The 17,341-nt window shown below is 64.0% G+C and carries 17 protein-coding genes; 11 read left to right on the top strand and 6 right to left on the bottom strand.

Annotation, left to right across the window (positions count from 1 at the left end):
• The first annotated feature begins 56 nt into the window (after positions 1–56).
• The 5 genes from AB4Y43_RS15655 to AB4Y43_RS15635 all read left to right on the top strand — a co-directional run bounded on the left by AB4Y43_RS15655 (position 57) and on the right by AB4Y43_RS15635 (position 4,548).
• Complete coding sequence (locus AB4Y43_RS15655; RefSeq protein ID WP_368728174.1) at positions 57–1,388, top strand: NtaA/DmoA family FMN-dependent monooxygenase; 1,332 nt, start codon at positions 57–59, stop codon at positions 1,386–1,388.
• Positions 1,389–1,532: 144 nt separating this feature from the next.
• A complete protein-coding gene (locus tag AB4Y43_RS15650; RefSeq protein WP_069261297.1) occupies positions 1,533–2,186 on the top strand; it encodes a peroxiredoxin in 654 nt (217 codons plus the stop codon).
• Positions 2,187–2,415: 229 nt separating this feature from the next.
• Positions 2,416–2,691, top strand: a complete 276-nt coding sequence (locus tag AB4Y43_RS15645; protein WP_368728204.1) for an ArsR/SmtB family transcription factor — start codon at positions 2,416–2,418, stop codon at positions 2,689–2,691.
• 204 nt (positions 2,692–2,895) lie between these two features.
• Complete coding sequence (locus AB4Y43_RS15640; protein WP_069261296.1) at positions 2,896–4,146, top strand: acyl-CoA dehydrogenase family protein; 1,251 nt, start codon at positions 2,896–2,898, stop codon at positions 4,144–4,146.
• Between the two features lie 111 nt (positions 4,147–4,257).
• Positions 4,258–4,548, top strand: a complete 291-nt coding sequence (locus AB4Y43_RS15635; RefSeq protein ID WP_069261295.1) for an LLM class flavin-dependent oxidoreductase — start codon at positions 4,258–4,260, stop codon at positions 4,546–4,548.
• A 299-nt stretch (positions 4,549–4,847) separates the two neighbouring features.
• Here the strand turns inward: AB4Y43_RS15635 and AB4Y43_RS15630 are convergent, their stop codons facing one another.
• Positions 4,848–6,077 carry a porin gene (locus AB4Y43_RS15630; protein WP_368728173.1) on the bottom strand — a complete coding sequence of 410 codons (1,230 nt, stop codon included), beginning with the start codon at positions 6,075–6,077 and terminating at the stop codon, positions 4,848–4,850.
• A 567-nt stretch (positions 6,078–6,644) separates the two neighbouring features.
• On the bottom strand, positions 6,645–7,424 hold the full coding sequence (locus AB4Y43_RS15625) for an HAD-IIB family hydrolase (RefSeq protein ID WP_069261293.1): 780 nt from the start codon (positions 7,422–7,424) through the stop codon (positions 6,645–6,647).
• Positions 7,425–8,096: 672 nt separating this feature from the next.
• On the opposite strand from AB4Y43_RS15625, the gene AB4Y43_RS15620 reads away from it, so the two are divergent.
• Genes AB4Y43_RS15620 through AB4Y43_RS15595 form a run of 6 tightly spaced genes read left to right on the top strand, consistent with a single transcriptional unit; the run spans position 8,097 to position 13,688 of the window.
• Positions 8,097–9,029 carry a TauD/TfdA dioxygenase family protein gene (locus AB4Y43_RS15620; protein ID WP_368728172.1) on the top strand — a complete coding sequence of 311 codons (933 nt, stop codon included), beginning with the start codon at positions 8,097–8,099 and terminating at the stop codon, positions 9,027–9,029.
• Between the two features lie 33 nt (positions 9,030–9,062).
• Positions 9,063–10,091: an ABC transporter substrate-binding protein gene (locus tag AB4Y43_RS15615; protein WP_069261291.1), complete on the top strand. Its 1,029-nt coding sequence runs from the start codon at positions 9,063–9,065 to the stop codon at positions 10,089–10,091.
• Positions 10,092–10,119: 28 nt separating this feature from the next.
• On the top strand, positions 10,120–10,920 hold the full coding sequence (locus AB4Y43_RS15610; protein WP_069261290.1) for an ABC transporter ATP-binding protein: 801 nt from the start codon (positions 10,120–10,122) through the stop codon (positions 10,918–10,920).
• Between the two features lie 11 nt (positions 10,921–10,931).
• Positions 10,932–11,741: an ABC transporter permease gene (locus tag AB4Y43_RS15605; protein ID WP_368728171.1), complete on the top strand. Its 810-nt coding sequence runs from the start codon at positions 10,932–10,934 to the stop codon at positions 11,739–11,741.
• Between the two features lie 13 nt (positions 11,742–11,754).
• A complete protein-coding gene (locus AB4Y43_RS15600) occupies positions 11,755–13,374 on the top strand; it encodes an FAD-dependent oxidoreductase (protein ID WP_368728203.1) in 1,620 nt (539 codons plus the stop codon).
• Positions 13,371–13,688, top strand: coding sequence for a ferredoxin family protein (locus tag AB4Y43_RS15595; RefSeq protein WP_069261287.1), 318 nt, complete (start codon positions 13,371–13,373; stop codon positions 13,686–13,688). Before AB4Y43_RS15600 ends, AB4Y43_RS15595 begins: the two co-directional genes overlap by 4 nt.
• Here the strand turns inward: AB4Y43_RS15595 and AB4Y43_RS15590 are convergent.
• The 4 genes from AB4Y43_RS15590 to AB4Y43_RS15575 are packed head-to-tail and all read right to left on the bottom strand — an operon-like array spanning position 13,639 to position 17,330.
• Positions 13,639–14,442, bottom strand: coding sequence for an ABC transporter ATP-binding protein (locus AB4Y43_RS15590; protein ID WP_368728170.1), 804 nt, complete (start codon positions 14,440–14,442; stop codon positions 13,639–13,641). The genes AB4Y43_RS15595 and AB4Y43_RS15590 overlap by 50 nt on opposite strands.
• On the bottom strand, positions 14,435–15,430 hold the full coding sequence (locus tag AB4Y43_RS15585) for an ABC transporter ATP-binding protein (RefSeq protein ID WP_368728169.1): 996 nt from the start codon (positions 15,428–15,430) through the stop codon (positions 14,435–14,437). Before AB4Y43_RS15585 ends, AB4Y43_RS15590 begins: the two co-directional genes overlap by 8 nt.
• On the bottom strand, positions 15,427–16,305 hold the full coding sequence (locus AB4Y43_RS15580; protein WP_069261284.1) for an ABC transporter permease: 879 nt from the start codon (positions 16,303–16,305) through the stop codon (positions 15,427–15,429). The genes AB4Y43_RS15585 and AB4Y43_RS15580 overlap by 4 nt, the downstream gene beginning before the upstream one ends.
• Positions 16,305–17,330 carry an ABC transporter permease gene (locus AB4Y43_RS15575; RefSeq protein ID WP_368728168.1) on the bottom strand — a complete coding sequence of 342 codons (1,026 nt, stop codon included), beginning with the start codon at positions 17,328–17,330 and terminating at the stop codon, positions 16,305–16,307. The genes AB4Y43_RS15580 and AB4Y43_RS15575 overlap by 1 nt, the downstream gene beginning before the upstream one ends.
• Positions 17,331–17,341 lie beyond the last annotated feature (11 nt).

Below are 17,341 nucleotides of genomic sequence, written 5' to 3'. Positions count from 1 at the left end.
TCGGTGTCGTCACGCCGGCGCAAAACATCAATTGAACGGATAGACAGGACGGCATCATGAGCGGCGCGCGTAGACGGCTGAAGACATTGGTGGGCGCGGCGAGCGTGCTGTATGCGAGCGGCGATACCGACGCGGCACAGGGCATACGCCGTGCGGCGGCGCTTGCACGCAAGGCGGAAGCGCACAAGGTCACAGGCCTCTTTACGGCTGATCTCTTGCAGGCGGATGCGGCCGGTCTTGCCGGCATCACCGGCAGCCAGGAACCGATCGTCGCGCTCGCGGCATTGAGCCAGGCCACCTCGCGGATCGGCCTCGTCGCAACGGTCTCGACGACCTACCATCATCCCTACAACCTCGCGCGGCTGATCGGCACACTCGATCACGTGAGCGGCGGCCGCGCGGCGTGGAATGCCGTGACGTCGTCGGTGGGCGAAGAAAATTTCGGCGATGGCGCGCTGCCCGACCCCGAGCGCCGCTATGCGCGCGCCACCGAATTCGTCGAAGTGGTTCAGGCTCTGTTCGATGCGAACCATCCTGGGGCGACGCGGCGTTCGGCAAGTGGCGGCGTGGCTGTCGATCCTGCCAGGCTGGGTCCGATCCACTATCGCGGAGAATACTTCCAGGTGGAGGGGCCGCTCAACGTTCCGCCTCCGCCCCAGCGCATTCCGGTCCAGTTTCAGGCGGGTCAGTCGGCGAGCGGCGTCACGCTCGGCGCGCGCTATGCCGAGGTGGTCTACACGTCGCAACCGACGCTCGACGATGCGCGTGCTTTCGTCACCGAACTGCGCCGTCAGGCGATTGGTTTTGGGCGTGCGAACCGGCTGCCGTTCGTGATGAACTCATTTCATTCGGTGATCGGCGAATCGGATGCGGACGTCGCGCGACGGCTGCGCGACAAGCACGAGCGCATCGACTACGAGCAGGGACGGCTCAAGCTCGCCGACATGCTGGGCGGCGGCATCGATCTCCGCGATCTGCCGCTCGACGAGCCGCTGCCGGAGTCCTTGCTGCCGACGATCGACAGCGTGCATCGGCGGCGAGGGCGGGTTGCGATCTTCCTGGCTTACGCGCGGCAGCGGCTCAGCTTGCGCGAGCTGATCATCCGCGCGCAGGAAACCGGCCACTGGTTCGTTGCCGGGACGCCCGAACAGCTCGCCGACGCGATCGAAGAGCGCTATCGTGCCGGCTTCGTCGATGTGCTCTCGTTGCATGGTCTTGGCCAGCCGGATCAGGAGGACCTGTTGCTCAACGGGCTGCTGCCGGAGTTGCGCCGGCGCGAACTGATCGATGCCGACTATGTGGGCGAAGACTTCCGCTCGAATCTGGAATTGCCGCCGCTGCAGGCATGGTCCGGCGGAAACGGCCTGCGGGCGGCGAACGAAGGCTAACCAGCGCTTCGTCATTCCTCGTTGTGCTAAGCATCCCAGAATTTCTTCTATAGCCTGGCCTGTCCCTTCTTTGTAATTCGGCGGGGGAAACACTACTACAGTGAAAGATGCCGTTTGCATTCTCCCACCCAAAGGAGCCAGGCCATGTCCATCCGCATAGGCGACGAAGCCCCCGATTTCACTGCACAAACGACTGAAGGACCGATCCGCTTCCACGAGTGGATCGGAGGCCAGTGGGCGATCCTGTTTTCGCACCCGAAAGATTTCACGCCGGTATGCACAACCGAGCTGGGCTATATGGCCAAGCTCAAGCCCGAGTTCGACAAGCGCGGGACCAAGGTGATCGGGCTCAGTATCGATCCGGTCGACGACCACCACAAATGGGCGAAGGATATCGAAGAGACGCAGGGCACCGCGGTCAACTATCCGATGATTGGCGACGCGGACCTCGCAGTTGCAAAGCTCTACGACATGATCCATCCCAACGCGAGCGGCGGCCCGCGCACCGCGGTCGACAATGCGACCATCCGCGCCGTGTTTATCGTTGGACCAGACAAGAAGATCAAGGCGACGTTCACCTACCCGATGAGCGCCGGGCGCAACTTCGACGAGGTTTTGCGGCTGCTCGACGCCCTCCAGCTCAACGCGAAGCATACGGTCGCCACCCCGGTGAACTGGAAGCCGGGCGATGATGTGATCATTCCCACCTCCGTCTCGGATGAGGATGCAAAGAAAAAATATCCAGAGGGCTTCAAGACGCTGAAGCCCTGGCTGCGGACGGTCGCGCAGCCCAAATAGGTACGCTTCGGCGCCACGGGCAGGCGGTATTACGGCGCTGTGACTCACGACGCGAGAACGTATGCGAACCTGCATCGTCGGCTCCGCGCGACGCAATGTTTTTGACAGCGCTTGAGAATTCTCGAAGGTTCTCGAGGCGCTCGCCGATATCGTCGGCACGCTCAAGGGCGTGCTCTTCCCGATGTGCCTCGGGCCGCCCAATTTGCGCCAGGAAGCCGAGAACTTGTACATCGGGCATGCACTCGATGCCTCGCGCCACGCGCTGCGCCATCAAAGCGCGCGCCCGCAAGGCGAGCTAGCCGTTGGCGAACTCGAGGCACAACTCAACATCCGTCAGCCGGCGCTGCCCCAGCAGTTGGCGATGCTTCGTGAGAACGGTCTCGTGAGCGCACGACGCGATGGCAAGAACATCTTTTACACGGTAGCGAGTGCGCAGGCGCTTGCTGTCATGGCCGTGCTTTATCAGCAATTCTGTACGGATACCCGTGACGATCCGGCTCGCTGATCGCTTCACGGCGCGGCCGTCGACGAGAGCGAGCGACTTACACGCTGTGAATTGTTATGGCGCATGAAGTGACGCTGTAACACGCGAGCATATTCCGATGCATCACGATTGCGTAAGCTGCGATAAAGAAAGCACCTTTCATTCGTTGCTAGCTCAACGACAGGGACCGTATCCTCGTCAGGATTGTTCATCACCGAATATGCAATGACGCCTCCACTCCTGACCGACGAGCAACTCGACGAACGCTTCGAGCCGATCTATGACCGCATTGCGCAGGGCGCGATCGAACGCGAACAGCAACGCGCGCTCGCCCATGAACCCGTGCGATGGTTGAAGGACGCGGGCTTCACGGCGCTACGCGTGCCGCGCCGCTATGGCGGAGGCGGTGTCACGCTGCCGCAATTCTTTCGCCAGTTGAGCAAGCTGGGCGCGGCCGATTCGAATCTGCCGCAAATCCTGCGCGCGCATTTCGGTTTCATCGAATACCGCCTGGAAGATCGCGATGAAGCCCAGCGCGCGCGCTGGTTCGAACGCATCGCCGCCGGCGAGACGCTGGGCGCGGCGACTTCCGAGCGCACGGACAAGACGCATAACTCGGCGGTGCTGCGGCGCGACGCTTCGACCGGTGCGTTGCTTCTCGATGGCGAGAAGTATTACAGCACGGGGGCGCTTTATGCCGACTGGCTGAGCGTCGCGGCACACGACGACGAGTCGGATCTCACGCTCGTCATTGCGGCGAACAGCCCGGGCGTGAGCCGGCTGGACGACTGGGATGGCTTCGGCCAGCGCCTCACCGCGAGCGGCACCACGCGTTTCGAGAGCGTGCCGGTTACACCGGACGCGATCATTTCGCGCTATCGCGCTTCGGAGCCTCGCCGCAACTCGTCGCTCACCGCGTTCTATCAAACCGTTCATCTAGCCACGCTGGCAGGTATCGTGCAGGCGGTCTTGCGCGACAGCGTCGAGTTCGTGCAGGGACGCACGCGGACCTTCGGCGTGGCCGGACAATCGAGCCCGCGCGACAACCCGCTGGTGCATCGTGTGGTCGGCAGGCTCGCCAGCCTCGGCTACTCGACGCGAGCCATCGTCGATGCGGTGGCGCACGGGCTCGAACGCCTGCACGAACGTCGCGCAGAAGGTGAGGCGACCACTGACGAGTACATCGCGCTCGACATCGAAGCGTATGAGGCGCAGCAGATCGTCATCGAGCAGACGCTCGAGGCGACCACGCTGATGTTCGAAGTCGGCGGTGCGTCGGCGACCAGCGAAGCCCGGCGCTTCGATCGCCATTGGCGCAATGCACGCACGATCGCCTCGCACAATCCGGCGGGGCAGCGCGAAGCCGCAATCGGCAACTTCCATCTGAACGCGGCGCCGCCCGAGGAACGTTTCAGCCTTCCGCACGCGCGGCAAGCCGTCCCGGACGAAGCGGCGCAGAGCGTCGCGCAGGCATAGTCCGCATCCCCGCGCGCCCGGACGCTTGCCGCCGACCGCGGCGCCTGCCAACGCGATTCATCAGCACTGGAAAGCACCACGGCAGAGCCGATCATCCTGAACGCGTTCACGATGAACACGGCGTCGCATCTGAATTACGGTCTGTGGCGACATCCCGACGACGACGAGACCGGGCGCTACACGCACGTCGACCACTGGACCGACCTCGCAAAGTTGCTCGACGAAGGCGGCTTAGACACATTGTTCATCGCGTATGCCCTGCGTCTGCTCGACGTCTACGGCGGCAGTGCCGAGACGTCGCTGCGTACGGGTGCGCAATTGCCCGTCAACGACCTCGGTTGTCGAAGGCACGTGCGGCGCTGGCGGAATGCGCGGCGGACGGTCCGAAAACAAAGAGGCTAGATTTGCTGAAGGCACTACACAACCCATGTGTCGTGCGATCAATATGAGCGGTTTCTATGAATGCTTAACACGTACGGGCCTCAGTCAGGCAGACGGACCGCACCCGCTTCGGTGGATCCGATAGCGCTTCTCCTTGCCCGGACACCGGATGAAAGGCCGCTCCGTCGCGCGGGGCTCAACGCGCAGCAGGCAGCGTTAAACCAATGGGCCATCACTGGAATGATTCACAACGCTACATATTCATCGAAATAATCGTGCCGCCGCCTTCGAACTGACAGGGCAGCGGCCCGTGTCGCTGCTTAGAACAGGTGCTTGATACCGGCCGAGACCGCGACCTGATTCGACGTCGTCGAGGGTGACAGATAGCCGATGTCCGCGACGGCGTGGCGGCCCCACGAGTCGACGCCGCTGGCGTGCTGGTACGCCGCCGTCGCATACAGTTCGGTGGCCTTCGACAGCGAGTAGCCAGCGCCCACGTTCCACTGCTCGTAGCGCGCGCCGCCCAGACCGTTCAGGTTGCCGCCGTTCGTGTAATCGAATGACGTGCCGACGCGCAGGAACGGCGTGACCTGATAGCGAACGCTCGCGCCGACCGTATTGAACGACGCCGTGCCGCGGTAGTTTTGGGTGTTGAGCGAAGCGGTTGCCCCAAGATCGCGGTATTGCGTGTTGGACCAGGCGACGCCCAGGATGGCCGAGCCGATCGTCCAGGTGGAGGCCACGGCGATCGTCTGCTGTGTGCGGGCAGAGGCGAAGCCCGAAATAGCCGGGTTCGATTCCGGTGTGGTGGCGGAACCGGCGGAGCCGAGATTGTTGCCGGTGGCGCTCGCATTCGCATTCGTTCCGTAGAGCGAATTGTTCGGATTACGCGAATTGATGATCGACGCCGCAATCGCAAGGCTCGGCCCGGTATAGCTGAAGCCGGCGGACCAGTACTGGTTCTGCGTGAAGTTGCCGGCGATGCCGCCGAAGCTGTACTGCGCGCCGAACCGGAAGCCGCCGAAAGCGTCCGAACTGTATTTGACCGTGTTGTTGATACGGTGCGTGAAGTTCAGGTTGTCGTAGTCGGCCGGGTGGATCGCGAGATTGCCGAAGTACCAGGCGTAGAGCAGCGGCGACACATAGTCCACCGCGGCGTCGGACTGGCGACCGAGCGATGCGGTGCCGTAATTCGGTGCGCTGAGCCCGATCCAGGCCTGACGGCCGAACAGCGTGCCCCCCTGGCCGAGCGTGCCGTTGGCGACGCTGAAGCCGCTTTCGATCACGAACAGCGTCTTCAGGCCGCCGCCCAGGTCCTCGGTGCCTTTCAGGCCCCAGCGGCTCGAACTCGGGCCCGAGCTGCCGCTATCAAGCAAGGCGACCTGGCTGCCGCCGGTTGGTTTGCCACCGGCCGGCGTGGCGGCCGTCTGAACGTTGTTTACGTAAGTCACGTTGCCGGTGACGATACCGTAGAGGGTCACGCTGCTCTGGGCATAGGCAGCAAGGGGTGACAGTGCGATTGAAGTCAGGGCGAGAAGTATTTTTTTCATCGTAAATGGTTTTTCAATACACGACAGCTGCTGAAGGGCTGTTTCAAAATGGTGCAAAATTCATTAGTTCGCTATGCACTACGAACTAATAAATTGAAACGATTTAATAGATATTTGTTGCAGGTAATTCGCGCAACGGGGACCATTTTCCGGAGTAGTCGAAGCCGTGGTCAAGGCTAATACAGCGTCGTTATCGAACGATTTCTTATACTGTTATTTATCCGTGCAGCAATGCGAATGCGGATTTTGTGTATGACTTGAGCGAGGGTGGTCGCGTCTGCTGAATCAGTGAATGCGCGGCTCGGACACGTCTGCTGCTCGTCCGGGCCGCGTTCCGCATGCGTCCATGTACCTTGTTGAACTGGGGCCGCATTCAGTGCTGCACATTCTGCGTTGCCGCGCAAGAGACTGCTCGATGGCGTGGATGCGGCGATACAACACATTTAGATGATACGTCGCGGGGATTTTCGCGCCGCAAGGCCGTGATTTACCGCCTCGTCGGTGATATGCCGGTGGCGCGTAGCGGAGTCGAGGCACGACGTTTGTGCTGCCGGGCTGCTGTGCAGCTCACAACCGCACGCGCAGGATAGCCTCCGCGAACTCGACGAACCCGGCACCACCGGGACCACGTGTTATCCATCGCGGCGCGACCGGAAGCCCGGGCAGATAGTCGACCACCGTGCTGACACCCACCGTATGCCTGAAAAAACCGAACATCGGCGCGTCGTTTGTCGAATCACCGGAATAGGCAACAACCCTCGTGGCGGCTTCCGGCGTGGTGCCGAACGATCCGGCGAGAACGCGCAGCGACATCGACAGCTTGTCGTAGCCGCCAAGCCAGCCCAGCACCCATAGATTGTTGACTGTTGCGTCCGCGCCGGCGGCTTTCAGCGCCGCCACGATCCGGTCGTCCAGCGAAGTTCCCGTGCGTTGCCAGGCCAGGCTGGCAAGGCGGAACGCCTGGTCGTCCGCGATGCGGGCCTCGGGGATGGCCGCTTCAATACCTCTTGCGATGGAACTGAGCTGCGATTGCATTGCCGTCACGCTCTCCGCGTGAACCCACCAGGAGCGCTCGACGCCATGGCCGTTTGCCTCGCGCCTCATGAAGATGCCGCCGTTCTCCGCAATGACGCCATCCACGGGCCACATGCGGGCCATCTGATCGCACCATCCGGCGGGCGCCGCGGTGACCGGAATCACACGGATGCCTGCCGACTGCAATCGCTCGAGCGCGTTATAGGTTTGTGCGGCCAGCCGTCCACGATATGTCAGCGTTTCGTCCATGTCGGTGAAGACAAACTGGACACCGGAAAACTCGTGAAATGGCGCTGACGATAGCGGCTCCATAAGGGTCCCTGTGGCGACTAAATCTCCAATTATGAGGGACGCTGGACGCCTCGTCCAAAGGCGGATCACGCATTGCTTCGCCGATTGCGTGCTAAGGCACGCCTTCCGACGAGCGACCGGGCGTTCTACGCGCGAAGGCGTTGCCTAGCGACGTCTCTGGGAAAGCTCGTGTACCCCATAGACCGCTGCAATCACGCCCAGAAGTATGGCGGTGACGGCAAGCGATTGACGCGTCTGCCCTGCCGACGTCGCGGCCGTCGCATGACACCACAGGCCCACGCCAGTTACCGAAAGCAGGAGGCCGAAGGCGAGGGCCCATAACGGAGCCGCCGTACGCGAATGTAGTTTATGTGAGAGTTTCATTTGTCATACCCCATACACCGATGCTTCCTGCCAGTCCCGTCGCTGCAGTTTCCCCCGGCTGACGTTTAATAGCGTACGTGGCGGAACTCCTGTCGACAAGTGGAACAAAATTCTTTAGCACCGTCGCATGGAACGCCGCGCCCATCGGAAACGGAACTTTAGACTATAGAAACCGATTGCGAGCACGCCAAATGATCGATTCGCCAATGCAACCCACGTGCGTGCTGAAGAGCGTCCGTCAATTCCTTCGTTGCACGCGTTGTGGTGCCGATGGTTTGATGTTCTCCACCCTTGACCACGGAGGACGCAATGAGCACGGTACTGGAGCAGCCCCAATCGCAAGCCGGAGATCATCAGGACCTGCGCGTGCGTCGCTACAAGCCGTTGATCGGCGCGGTGATCGAGAATGTCGATCTCTCCGGGCCGTTGAGCGAAGCGAATCGGCAAACGCTGCGTCAGGCACTCGTCGAACACGGCGTGATTTTTTTTCGTGAGCAGACGCTGTCGCCCGAACAGCATGTGGCGCTCGCGCGCATTTTTGGCAATCCCATCCGCAAGAACATCTATTTGCCTGCTGTGGCGGGCTTTCCCGAGATCGAGGTCATCGCCCACAGCGAAAAGACGCGTTCGGGCGGCACGGACAACTGGCACGTCGATGTTTCCTGGCAGCATCAGCCACCCAAGGCCACGGTTCTCCACGCCCAGGAAATTCCCGAAGGGGGTGGCGGCGACACGATCTGGTCCTCGTCGGCGGCGGTCTACGACTTGCTGGATGCCGATCTGGCCCGCTACTTCGAGAAGCTGACCGCGGTGAATACCTTTATCGCCTCGCCGAAGAAGGGCGCCCTCTCCGAACTGCTGAGCGGCTACGACATTCCGGAAGGCAGCGAGGAAAACAGCGTGGAAGCGGGGCTTGCGCGCGTGCGCGACGCGGCGCAGAAGTATCCGCCAATCGAAGTGCCGGTCATCAAGACCCACCCTGAGAACGGCCGCAAGCTCGTGTTCGTCAACGAAGGCCACACGAGTCACTTGCTCGGTGTTTCAAAAACGGCCAGTCAGAGTCTGCTGAATTACCTGTACGACCTCATCAAGACGCCCGAAGTCCAGGCGCGCTTCGAATGGCGGCAGGGCGATGTCGCGATCTGGGACAACCGCCAGGTGCAGCATTACGCGGCGCGCGACTACGGATCGGCACGGCGGCGCATTCATCGCGTCACGCTCAAGCACGACGGCGTCTTCTAGGAAGCATGGTCCGCGCCTACAAGGAACCCCCGCATGAAACGCAGTTTCTCCCCTTATATGAAACGTTTCGCCATCCTTCATATTGCAGCGATGCTGGCGGCTGCGGCGTCGGCGCCATCGTTCGCGCAGACGCCGGAGAAGCAGGAGCTGCGTTATCAGGGCTGGGCGAGCAAAGTGCTGTATCCCGAACTGGCCGAGGACCTCGGCTATCTCGCGCCCATCAAGCTCAAATGGGTAGGTAACACGACGAGCGGACCTCAGGACATTCAGGCGGCTGTGACGGGCGACGTCGATTTCGGCGGTGCGTTTAACGGTTCGATCGTCAAGCTGGTTGCGGCGCACGCGCCCGTGAAAGCTGTGATTTCGTATGTCGGCACCGACAAGGAAACCAATGGCGGGCTGTTCGTGCTCGACGACAGTCCGATCAAGGGGCCACGTGACCTGATCGGGCGCCGCATTGGCGTGAACACGCCCGGCGCTTACGAGCAGTATGCGGTGACCGCGTATCTGCAGAAGGCCGGCGTTTCGCAGGCCGACATCGACAAGGTGGTGTTCGTCGCGGCGCCGCCCGTGAATCTCGCGCAACTGCTCAAGCAGAAGCAGCTCGATGCCGTGTTTCTGGAAGATATCCTGAAGGACAAGGAACTCGCCCAGGGCGGGGCACGCCTGCTCACGACTGACTACCAGCTCTTCGGTTCGTTCGGGTATGCGAGTTATCTCTTCACGGATCGATTCATCGCGCAGAACCCGAATACAGTGCGCAAATTCGTCGAAGGCACGGCGCGCGCCATCGAATGGACGCGGAACACGCCGCGCGCGGAAGTCGTCGCGCGGTTGCACAAGATCATCGAGGCGCGCCATCGCAATGAAGACGCCACCATCGTCAATTACTGGAAGTCGCCGGGCGTGGGCGGCAAGGGCGGCCTGATTGTCTCCGACGACTTCACGACCTACATCGACTGGTACGTGAACAACGGCGTGCTGAAGGCCGGGCAGGTGAAGCCGGGCGACATCTATTCGAATCAGTTCAATCCGTTCAACCAGCGAGTCGCGAGCCAGTGAGGCGGCGTCATCACGCGAGGAAAGCGCAATGAGTGCATCGATCAGCGTGCGCAACGTGGTTAAAGCGTTTCATCTGAACAGGCGCGGGCATTTCGTCGTGCTCGACGATGTTTCGTTCGAGGTAGCGGCTGGCGAGTTCGTCGCACTGGTGGGGCCGAGCGGCTGTGGCAAGACTACGCTGCTCGACCTGATCGGCGGACTCACTCAGGCCGATCGCGGCAAGATACTGATAGGCGGACGCGAGATCGACGGGCCGGGACTCGATCGCGGCATAGTCTTTCAGCAGTACGCGCTCTTTCCCTGGAAAACTGCGCTCGGCAATATCGAATTCGGCCTGGAAGCGAAAGGGATCGCGAGGCGTGAGCGCACCGAGCGCGCGAGGCGCTTTCTCGATCTCGTCGGGCTCGGCGCGTTCGCCGACCGCTATCCCCATGAACTCTCCGGCGGCATGAAGCAGCGCGTGGCGATTGCACGTGCGCTGTCCTACGAACCCGACGTGCTGCTAATGGACGAGCCGTTCGCGGCGCTCGATGCGCAAACGCGCGAAAGCCTGCAGGACGAACTGTTGCGCATCTGGCAGCGCACGGGCACAACCGTCGTCTTTATCACGCATTCGATCGACGAAGCGATCTATCTGGGCCAGCGCGTGCTCGTGATGACAGCTGGACCCGGGCGCGTCACCCACACGCTGCCCGTGCATGTGCCTCGCGGCGATCTTTCGGAGGACATCCGTTCGACGCCGGAATTCGTGCGCCTGCGCCATGAAATCTGGCAACTAATCCGGCAACGTCGCGGCAACGCGCAATGGCAGGTCGCACAGGCGGCGTGAGGAGAATCACCATGAGTACGTTGTCCGTTGAATCGAAGCGGGGCATGTCAGCGTCGACCGTTTGGCTGGCAGCCTGGCGGGCCGCGCGCGGCAGCGTCGCCGTGGTCGCGTTTCTCGCGCTCTGGGAAGTGCTGCCGCGGGCGGGATGGGTAGACCCCGTTTTCCTGCCGCCATTCTCGACAGTGCTGCATGCGTTGTTCGAAATGGCCGTATCGGGCGAACTGGGCGCGAACCTGCTGGCGAGCGCCGTGCGTGCAGCAAGCGGTTTCGCGATCGCCGTGGCGCTCGGCGTGCCGTTGGGCCTCCTGATCGGCTGGTATCGCACGCTCGGGGACCTGCTCAACCCGTTGCTGGAGATTTTTCGCAACACGGCGCCGCTCGCGCTGCTGCCGGTGTTCGTGCTCGTGCTCGGCATGGGCGAGACGTCGAAGATTTCGATGGTGGTCTATTCCTGCATCTGGCCCGTCGTGCTCAATACGGTGAGCGGCGTGCGCAACGTCGACGCATTGCTGATCCGCTCGGCGCGATCGATGGGGCTCGGCCCGCTTCGTCTGTTCGTGAAGGTCGTGCTGCCCGCATCGGTGCCTGCCGTATTCACGGGCATTCGCGTGGCGGGCGCGTACTCGATACTCGTGCTGATTGCAGCCGAGATGGTGGGCGCGAAGGCGGGATTGGGCTATCTCGTGAACTACTCCCAATACACGTTCGAGATTCCGAAGATGTACGCGGGCATCGTCACGCTCGCCGTACTCGGCCTCGCGTTCAATCACGCCGTGGTGTTCGTCGAACGGCGCCTCACAGCGTGGCAAGTTATTCGTTAAGGATGGGGCAATGATGAATCGAAGCGGAGCGGTAACGGCGTCGTCCGCGCAGGCATGGTACGACGCTGACGTTCTCGTGATCGGCGGCGGTCCGGCTGGCGCGTGGGCGACCATAGGCGCGTCGGCGCGCGGCGCGAAGGTGGTGCTCGTCGACAAGGGCTTTTGCGGCACCTCGGGCGCCACTGCGCCTTCGGGAACCGGCGTGTGGCACGTCGCCCCGGAGGAGAGTGCGCGCGAGTTCGCGAAGGCGAGCCGCTACAAGCTGGGCGGCGAGCTTGCCGAGCACGCGTGGATGGATCGCGTGCTCGAACAAACGTGGATCAACTGCGAGCAACTCGCTCAATGGGGCTATCCGTTTCCTGTCGACAATGCGGGCATCGAGAGGCGCACCTCCCTGCAAGGCCCCGAATATATGCGCCTGTTGCGCAAGCAGGTCAAAGCCAGCGGCGCGCGCATTCACGACCATAGTCCCGCGCTCGAACTGCTGATCGACGAGCGCGGCGTAGTCGCGGGCGCGAAGGGTGTGCATCGTCAAACGGATGAAACGTGGATCGTGAAAGCCGGCAGCGTGATCATTGCGACCGGCGGCTGTGCGTTCCTCAGCAACGCGCTGGGCTGCAACGTCTTGACGGGCGATGGTCAGTTGATGGCGGCCGAGGCGGGCGCATCGTTTTCGGGCATGGAGTTTTCGAACGCCTATGGGCTGGGGCCCGCGTTTGCGTCGGTGACGAAATCGCTGTTCTATACGTGGGCGACGTTCTACGACGAAGCGGGCAGCGTGATCGAAGGCGCGGGCTCCTCGCATGGCCGCGGCGTGATCGCGAAAACGCTCGAAACGCAGCCAGTATACGCGTGCCTCGATCGAGCCGATGAAGATATCCGCGCATGGATGCGTCACGCCCAGCCTAACTTCTTTCTGCCGTTCGACCGGCGCGGCATCGACCCCTTCACGCAGCATTTTCCCGTGACCCTGCGGCTGGAGGGCACGGTGCGCGGCACAGGCGGCCTGCATCTCGTCGACGAAACGTGCGCGACGTCGGTGGAGGGTCTTTACGCGGCAGGCGACGCGGCCACCCGCGAGCTGATCTGCGGCGGCTTCACGGGCGGCGGCAGTCATAACGCGGCATGGGCAATGTCGTCGGGATTCTGGGCCGGGGCCGGCGCTGCTGATTACGCCCATGAGCGAAGGTCGGCGCGCACCGCACGCCGACTCTATGAGGCGGGAACCGTGGCATTGCGCGATGGCGCGAGCCCGGCCACCTTCGACAGCGAGGCCGTGATCCGCGCGGTCCAGCAGGAGGTCTTTCCCACGCAGCGCAACTGGACGCGCCGCGCCGATCTGCTCGAAGACTCCCTCGCGCGGCTCGACGCGCTATGGCGCCACGTGAGCGGTGCCCGCGCGGCGCCTGGCGCGCGCGCGGCCGTGCGTGCGCGCGAAGCCGCGGCAATGCTGGCGAATTCGCGTTGGATGTATCGCAGCGCGTTGCAGCGCAAGGAGACGCGCGGCATGCACCGGCGGCACGAGTACGCCGCCGCCGACCCGGCGCAGCGTCACCGGCTGTTGAGCGGCGGGCTCGACGAGGTGTGGGTCGAGCGCGTGTGTGGTGTAGCCAGCGTGGGGGCGGCCGCGTGATCGAGATCGTCGATTCGTCGCTTTGCACGGGCTGCAATATCTGCGTGCGCGCGTGCCCGACCAATGTGTTCGATGCCGTGCCGGATGGCGTGCCGCGCATCGCGAGGCAGGAGGATTGCCAGACCTGTTTCATGTGCGAGCTCTATTGCCCGGAAGACGCGCTCTTCGTCGCGCCGGAGCCTGCACCGTGCCCGGAACTCAACGTGGACCCGGCGCTGGTGGGGAGCTATCGCCGCGCGGTGGGATGGGGCCGCGGCCGTCAGGCTACGGCAGCCGAGGACGCGAGTTATGAGCTGTTGGCGCGTGCGCATTGAGCGCCAGAGGCAGCGAAAGACGCGTGCCAAGCAGTGCGCGCGTATGGTGATGCCGTGGGTCGGCGAATAGCGCGTCCGTGCTCGCGTTTTCGACGATCTCCCCGGCGTACATGACGAGCGCTCGTGCGCAGAGGATGCGCACGACGTCGAGATCGTGCGAAATGAAGAGCATGGCCATGCCGTGACGCTCTCGCAACTGGTCGAGCGTGCGCAGGATGCCGGCCTGGACCGACACATCGAGCGCGGCCGTCGGTTCGTCGAGGATGAGCAGGTCCGGCTCGCTCGCAATCGCGCGCGCGAGGCCCACGCGGGCGGCTTCGCCGCCCGAAAGCTGATGCGGGCGCAACGCGAGCCGCGAACGCGGCAACTCCACGTTGTGCGCGAGCGCGAGAACGCGTTCGCTTACCTCCGCACGGGAGCCAAAGCGTGGCGGCAACGCTGCCACGATGGCGTCGAAGGCGCTGGCTCGCGGATCGATGCTGTCTCGCGCGTCCTGGAACACGAGCTGGATGCGCCGCCGCCATGCGGCGCGCGCGCTGCGTCGCGCCGGCGTCGCGGCGATGTCCTCGCCCTCGAAGCGGATCGTGCCTTCGTCGGGATCGTCGAGACGCGCGAGCAGGTTCGCGAGCGTGGACTTGCCGCTGCCCGACTGCCCGATCAGGCCGAGCGTTTCGCCGCGCGCAAGCTCGAACGAGACGCGCTTGACCGCCACTTGCGATCGATAGTGTTTGGTCAGGCCGGCAACTTCAAGCATGGCAATCCGTCAGGGGCAGGGTGGAAAGCGCGTCGGCCGACGCAGGGTGCCAGCATCGAAGGTGTCCGCCGCCGGTCGTTTCGACGACGGGCGGCGCCGCCTCGACGCATTGCGGAGTGGCATTCGCGCAGCGCGCGTGAAAGCGACAGGTGGCCCGATCGATGTGTGCGAGTTCGGGAAGCTCGCCCGGCACGCCCCGCAATTTCCCGAGCGTGGAGACGAGCGCCGGCGTTGCGCTGATGAGCGCGCGCGAGTAGGGGTGGCGCGCGTTGCGCAAAAAGTCGCGCGACGGCAGCACTTCAACGAGTTGACCCGCGTGCATGACCGCGACGCGATCGCTGTGATGAAGCGCCGCACCCAGATCGTGCGTGATCAGGAGCAGCGCCATGCGGCGTGCGCGCCGCAACTCGCCAATGAGTGTGAGCACCTGGGACTGCGTCACGGCGTCGAGGCCGGTGGTCGGTTCGTCCGCGACGAGTAGCGCGGCCTCGCGTGCGAGCGCGAGGGCAAGCGATACGCGCTGGCACAGGCCGCCCGAAAGCTCGTGCGGCCAGGCACGCAAATAGCGTTGCGCGGGCGACATCGCGACCTGTTCGAGCAGTTGCACCGCACGCTGCGCGCGCGCCCGGCGGGGCACGCGCATGGTTCGCAACACGTCGTCGAATTGCTGCCCGATGCGCCGCACGGGATTGAGCGCGGCGCGCGGATTCTGGAACACCATCGCTGCGGCTGGCGCACCGTCGCGTATTTCATGCCATCGCAGCGCGCCACCGCTCGCGTGCAGCGCGGGCGGCAGCAGGTTCATCACGGCAAGCGCGGTGAGTGACTTGCCCGAGCCGCTCTCGCCGATCAACGCCACGGCTTCGCCGCGCGCGATACGCAGGTCGATGCCTTCGATCAACGCGTGCGTGCGACCGTGCGAGGCGAGTTCAATCCGCAGGTTGCGAATCTCCAGCAGAGAGTCAGTGACGGTTGATGGATCGGTCATCGTGAACGAGGGTCGAAAGCGTCGCGCAAACTGTCGCCTGCGCCGTTGAGCAAGAACACGGCCAGCGCGAGCGCGAGGCTCGGGAACGTGGCGAGCCACCATTGACCCGTCATCATGTACGGCGCGCCTTCGCCGACGAGCACGCCCCATTCGGCCGCGGGCGGCCGCACACCCATGCCGAGAAACGAGAGGCCCGCGCTATTGGTCATCGCCCAGCCCAGGTTCACGGTCATCTGTGCGCATAGCGCAGGCAGTGCGCCGGGCAGGAGGACGCGCAGCAGGATCTTCGTATCGCTCCAGCCGAAGAGTCGGGCGGCGTGCACGTAGTTTGCCTCGCGGCGTGCGGCGATCTCGGCGCGCGCGAGGCGGGCGTAGAACGGAATGTTGATGAGCGCAGTCGCGAGCACCACACTGCTCACCGAATTGCCGAGCACGGCAACGAGCGCTAGCGCGACGACGAACAGGGGAAACGCCATGAACACGTCCACCACACGCTGCAGCAGCCGGTCGATGCGCCCGCCCGCGAGGCCGGACGCGGCGCCAAGCACGCTGCCCGCGAGCGCCGCAATGCCGACGGCGCCGAGCGCGATCGACAGATCGAGCCGCGTGGCGACCACGACCCGTGCGAACAGATCCCGGCCGATCGCATCGGTGCCGAACCAGTGTGCGAGCGAAGGCGGCGCGAGCATATGCGCGACATGGGGCGCGGTCGGATCGGCGACGAACGAGGGGCCCGCGAGTGCGACGGCGAGCAAGGCCGCGGGCGGCACGAGCGCGCGCAGTTTGCGTCCACCCGCGTGGCTCCATCGCTGCGCGAGGAAGCTCAGCTTGACGGCGATGCGCGCCGGTGCGCGACGAACGAGCGTGGCGAACATCAGGCGACCCTCGCGCGCGGGTCGATCCACTGAATCAGCAGATCGACGATGAGATTCAGCACCGCGAATGCGATCGCGACGAACAGTACGAAGCCTTGAAGCGGTGCATAGTCGGCGTTGTTCAGCGCGTCGAGCGCGTAGGAGCCGATGCCCGGCCACGCAAAGATCTTTTCGACGATCACGTTGGCCGCGAGCATGTACGAGAACATCATGCCGGACGCCGTGATGATCGGCGCCGCGACCGGCGCGAGCGCGTAAGTCCACAGCACCTTTGCCCGCGAGAGACCGAGGCTGCGCGCGCTGCGCACCGGGTCGGCGGCGAGGCCCGCGAGCAGCGCCGAGCGTGTGATGCGCACGAGCGGCGGCAAGCCGAAGATGGCCATCGAGATCGCGGGCAACACGAGCCGGCGCAACGCATCGAGGGCGGCTTGCACGTCGCCGCTCAGCCATGCATCGACGAAGACGAAGCCTGTGCGTTCGGGCGGCGGCGCGAGCAATGCGTCGAGGCGGCCGGTCGGCTCGGGCGCCCAGCCGAGGCGGTAATAGAACACATAGACGAGCAGCAATGCAACGAAGAAGGTCGGCAGGCAGCTACCGGCGCTCGAGACGGCGCGGGCAAAGCGGTCGATTGCCGTGTCGCGCGCGCAGGCCGCCGCGACGCCAAGCGGGATGCCCGCGAAGATGGCCAGCAGGAAGCCGCTCACGGTCAATTCGAGCGTTGCCGGCAGGCGCGCCAGCAGTTCGTCGAGCACCGCGCCGCCCGTCGTGAACGAGCGCCCCCAATCGCCGTGCGCGAGTCCGTTCAGCCAGTGCCAAAGCTGCCCGGGCATCGAGGCATCGAGGCCCAGATGGCGGCGGATTTCGGCGAGCCCGCGCGCGTCGGACTGCATGCCTGAGGCGAGCTGCGCGGCGGGATCGCCGGGCAGCAGGCGCACGAGCACGAAGGTGAAGACGGCCGCCGCCAATACCACCGGTACCGTGGCCGCCACGCGGACCGAAACGCGCTTGAAGAAAGCGAAGGACATGGTGCGGCGGC

Source organism: Paraburkholderia sp. BR10872, from assembly GCF_040965835.1.
In the GTDB taxonomy this organism is placed as follows: Bacteria; Pseudomonadota; Gammaproteobacteria; order Burkholderiales; family Burkholderiaceae; genus Paraburkholderia; species Paraburkholderia nodosa_A.
This window is presented reverse-complemented; position numbering and strand designations above follow the sequence as displayed.

What these genes read in the sequence shown, in the direction of transcription:
- AB4Y43_RS15655 (WP_368728174.1), top strand. Translation starts at nt 57, where the DNA reads ATGAGCGGCGCGCGTAGACGGCTGAAGACATTGGTGGGCGCGGCGAGC.
- AB4Y43_RS15650 (WP_069261297.1), top strand. Translation starts at nt 1,533, where the DNA reads ATGTCCATCCGCATAGGCGACGAAGCCCCCGATTTCACTGCACAAACG.
- AB4Y43_RS15640 (WP_069261296.1), top strand. Translation starts at nt 2,896, where the DNA reads ATGACGCCTCCACTCCTGACCGACGAGCAACTCGACGAACGCTTCGAG.
- AB4Y43_RS15635 (WP_069261295.1), top strand. Translation starts at nt 4,258, where the DNA reads ATGAACACGGCGTCGCATCTGAATTACGGTCTGTGGCGACATCCCGAC.
- AB4Y43_RS15630 (WP_368728173.1), bottom strand. Translation starts at nt 6,077, where the DNA reads ATGAAAAAAATACTTCTCGCCCTGACTTCAATCGCACTGTCACCCCTT.
- AB4Y43_RS15625 (WP_069261293.1), bottom strand. Translation starts at nt 7,424, where the DNA reads ATGGAGCCGCTATCGTCAGCGCCATTTCACGAGTTTTCCGGTGTCCAG.
- AB4Y43_RS15620 (WP_368728172.1), top strand. Translation starts at nt 8,097, where the DNA reads ATGAGCACGGTACTGGAGCAGCCCCAATCGCAAGCCGGAGATCATCAG.
- AB4Y43_RS15615 (WP_069261291.1), top strand. Translation starts at nt 9,063, where the DNA reads ATGAAACGCAGTTTCTCCCCTTATATGAAACGTTTCGCCATCCTTCAT.
- AB4Y43_RS15610 (WP_069261290.1), top strand. Translation starts at nt 10,120, where the DNA reads ATGAGTGCATCGATCAGCGTGCGCAACGTGGTTAAAGCGTTTCATCTG.
- AB4Y43_RS15605 (WP_368728171.1), top strand. Translation starts at nt 10,932, where the DNA reads ATGAGTACGTTGTCCGTTGAATCGAAGCGGGGCATGTCAGCGTCGACC.
- AB4Y43_RS15600 (WP_368728203.1), top strand. Translation starts at nt 11,755, where the DNA reads ATGAATCGAAGCGGAGCGGTAACGGCGTCGTCCGCGCAGGCATGGTAC.
- AB4Y43_RS15590 (WP_368728170.1), bottom strand. Translation starts at nt 14,442, where the DNA reads ATGCTTGAAGTTGCCGGCCTGACCAAACACTATCGATCGCAAGTGGCG.
- AB4Y43_RS15585 (WP_368728169.1), bottom strand. Translation starts at nt 15,430, where the DNA reads ATGACCGATCCATCAACCGTCACTGACTCTCTGCTGGAGATTCGCAAC.
- AB4Y43_RS15580 (WP_069261284.1), bottom strand. Translation starts at nt 16,305, where the DNA reads ATGTTCGCCACGCTCGTTCGTCGCGCACCGGCGCGCATCGCCGTCAAG.
- AB4Y43_RS15575 (WP_368728168.1), bottom strand. Translation starts at nt 17,330, where the DNA reads ATGTCCTTCGCTTTCTTCAAGCGCGTTTCGGTCCGCGTGGCGGCCACG.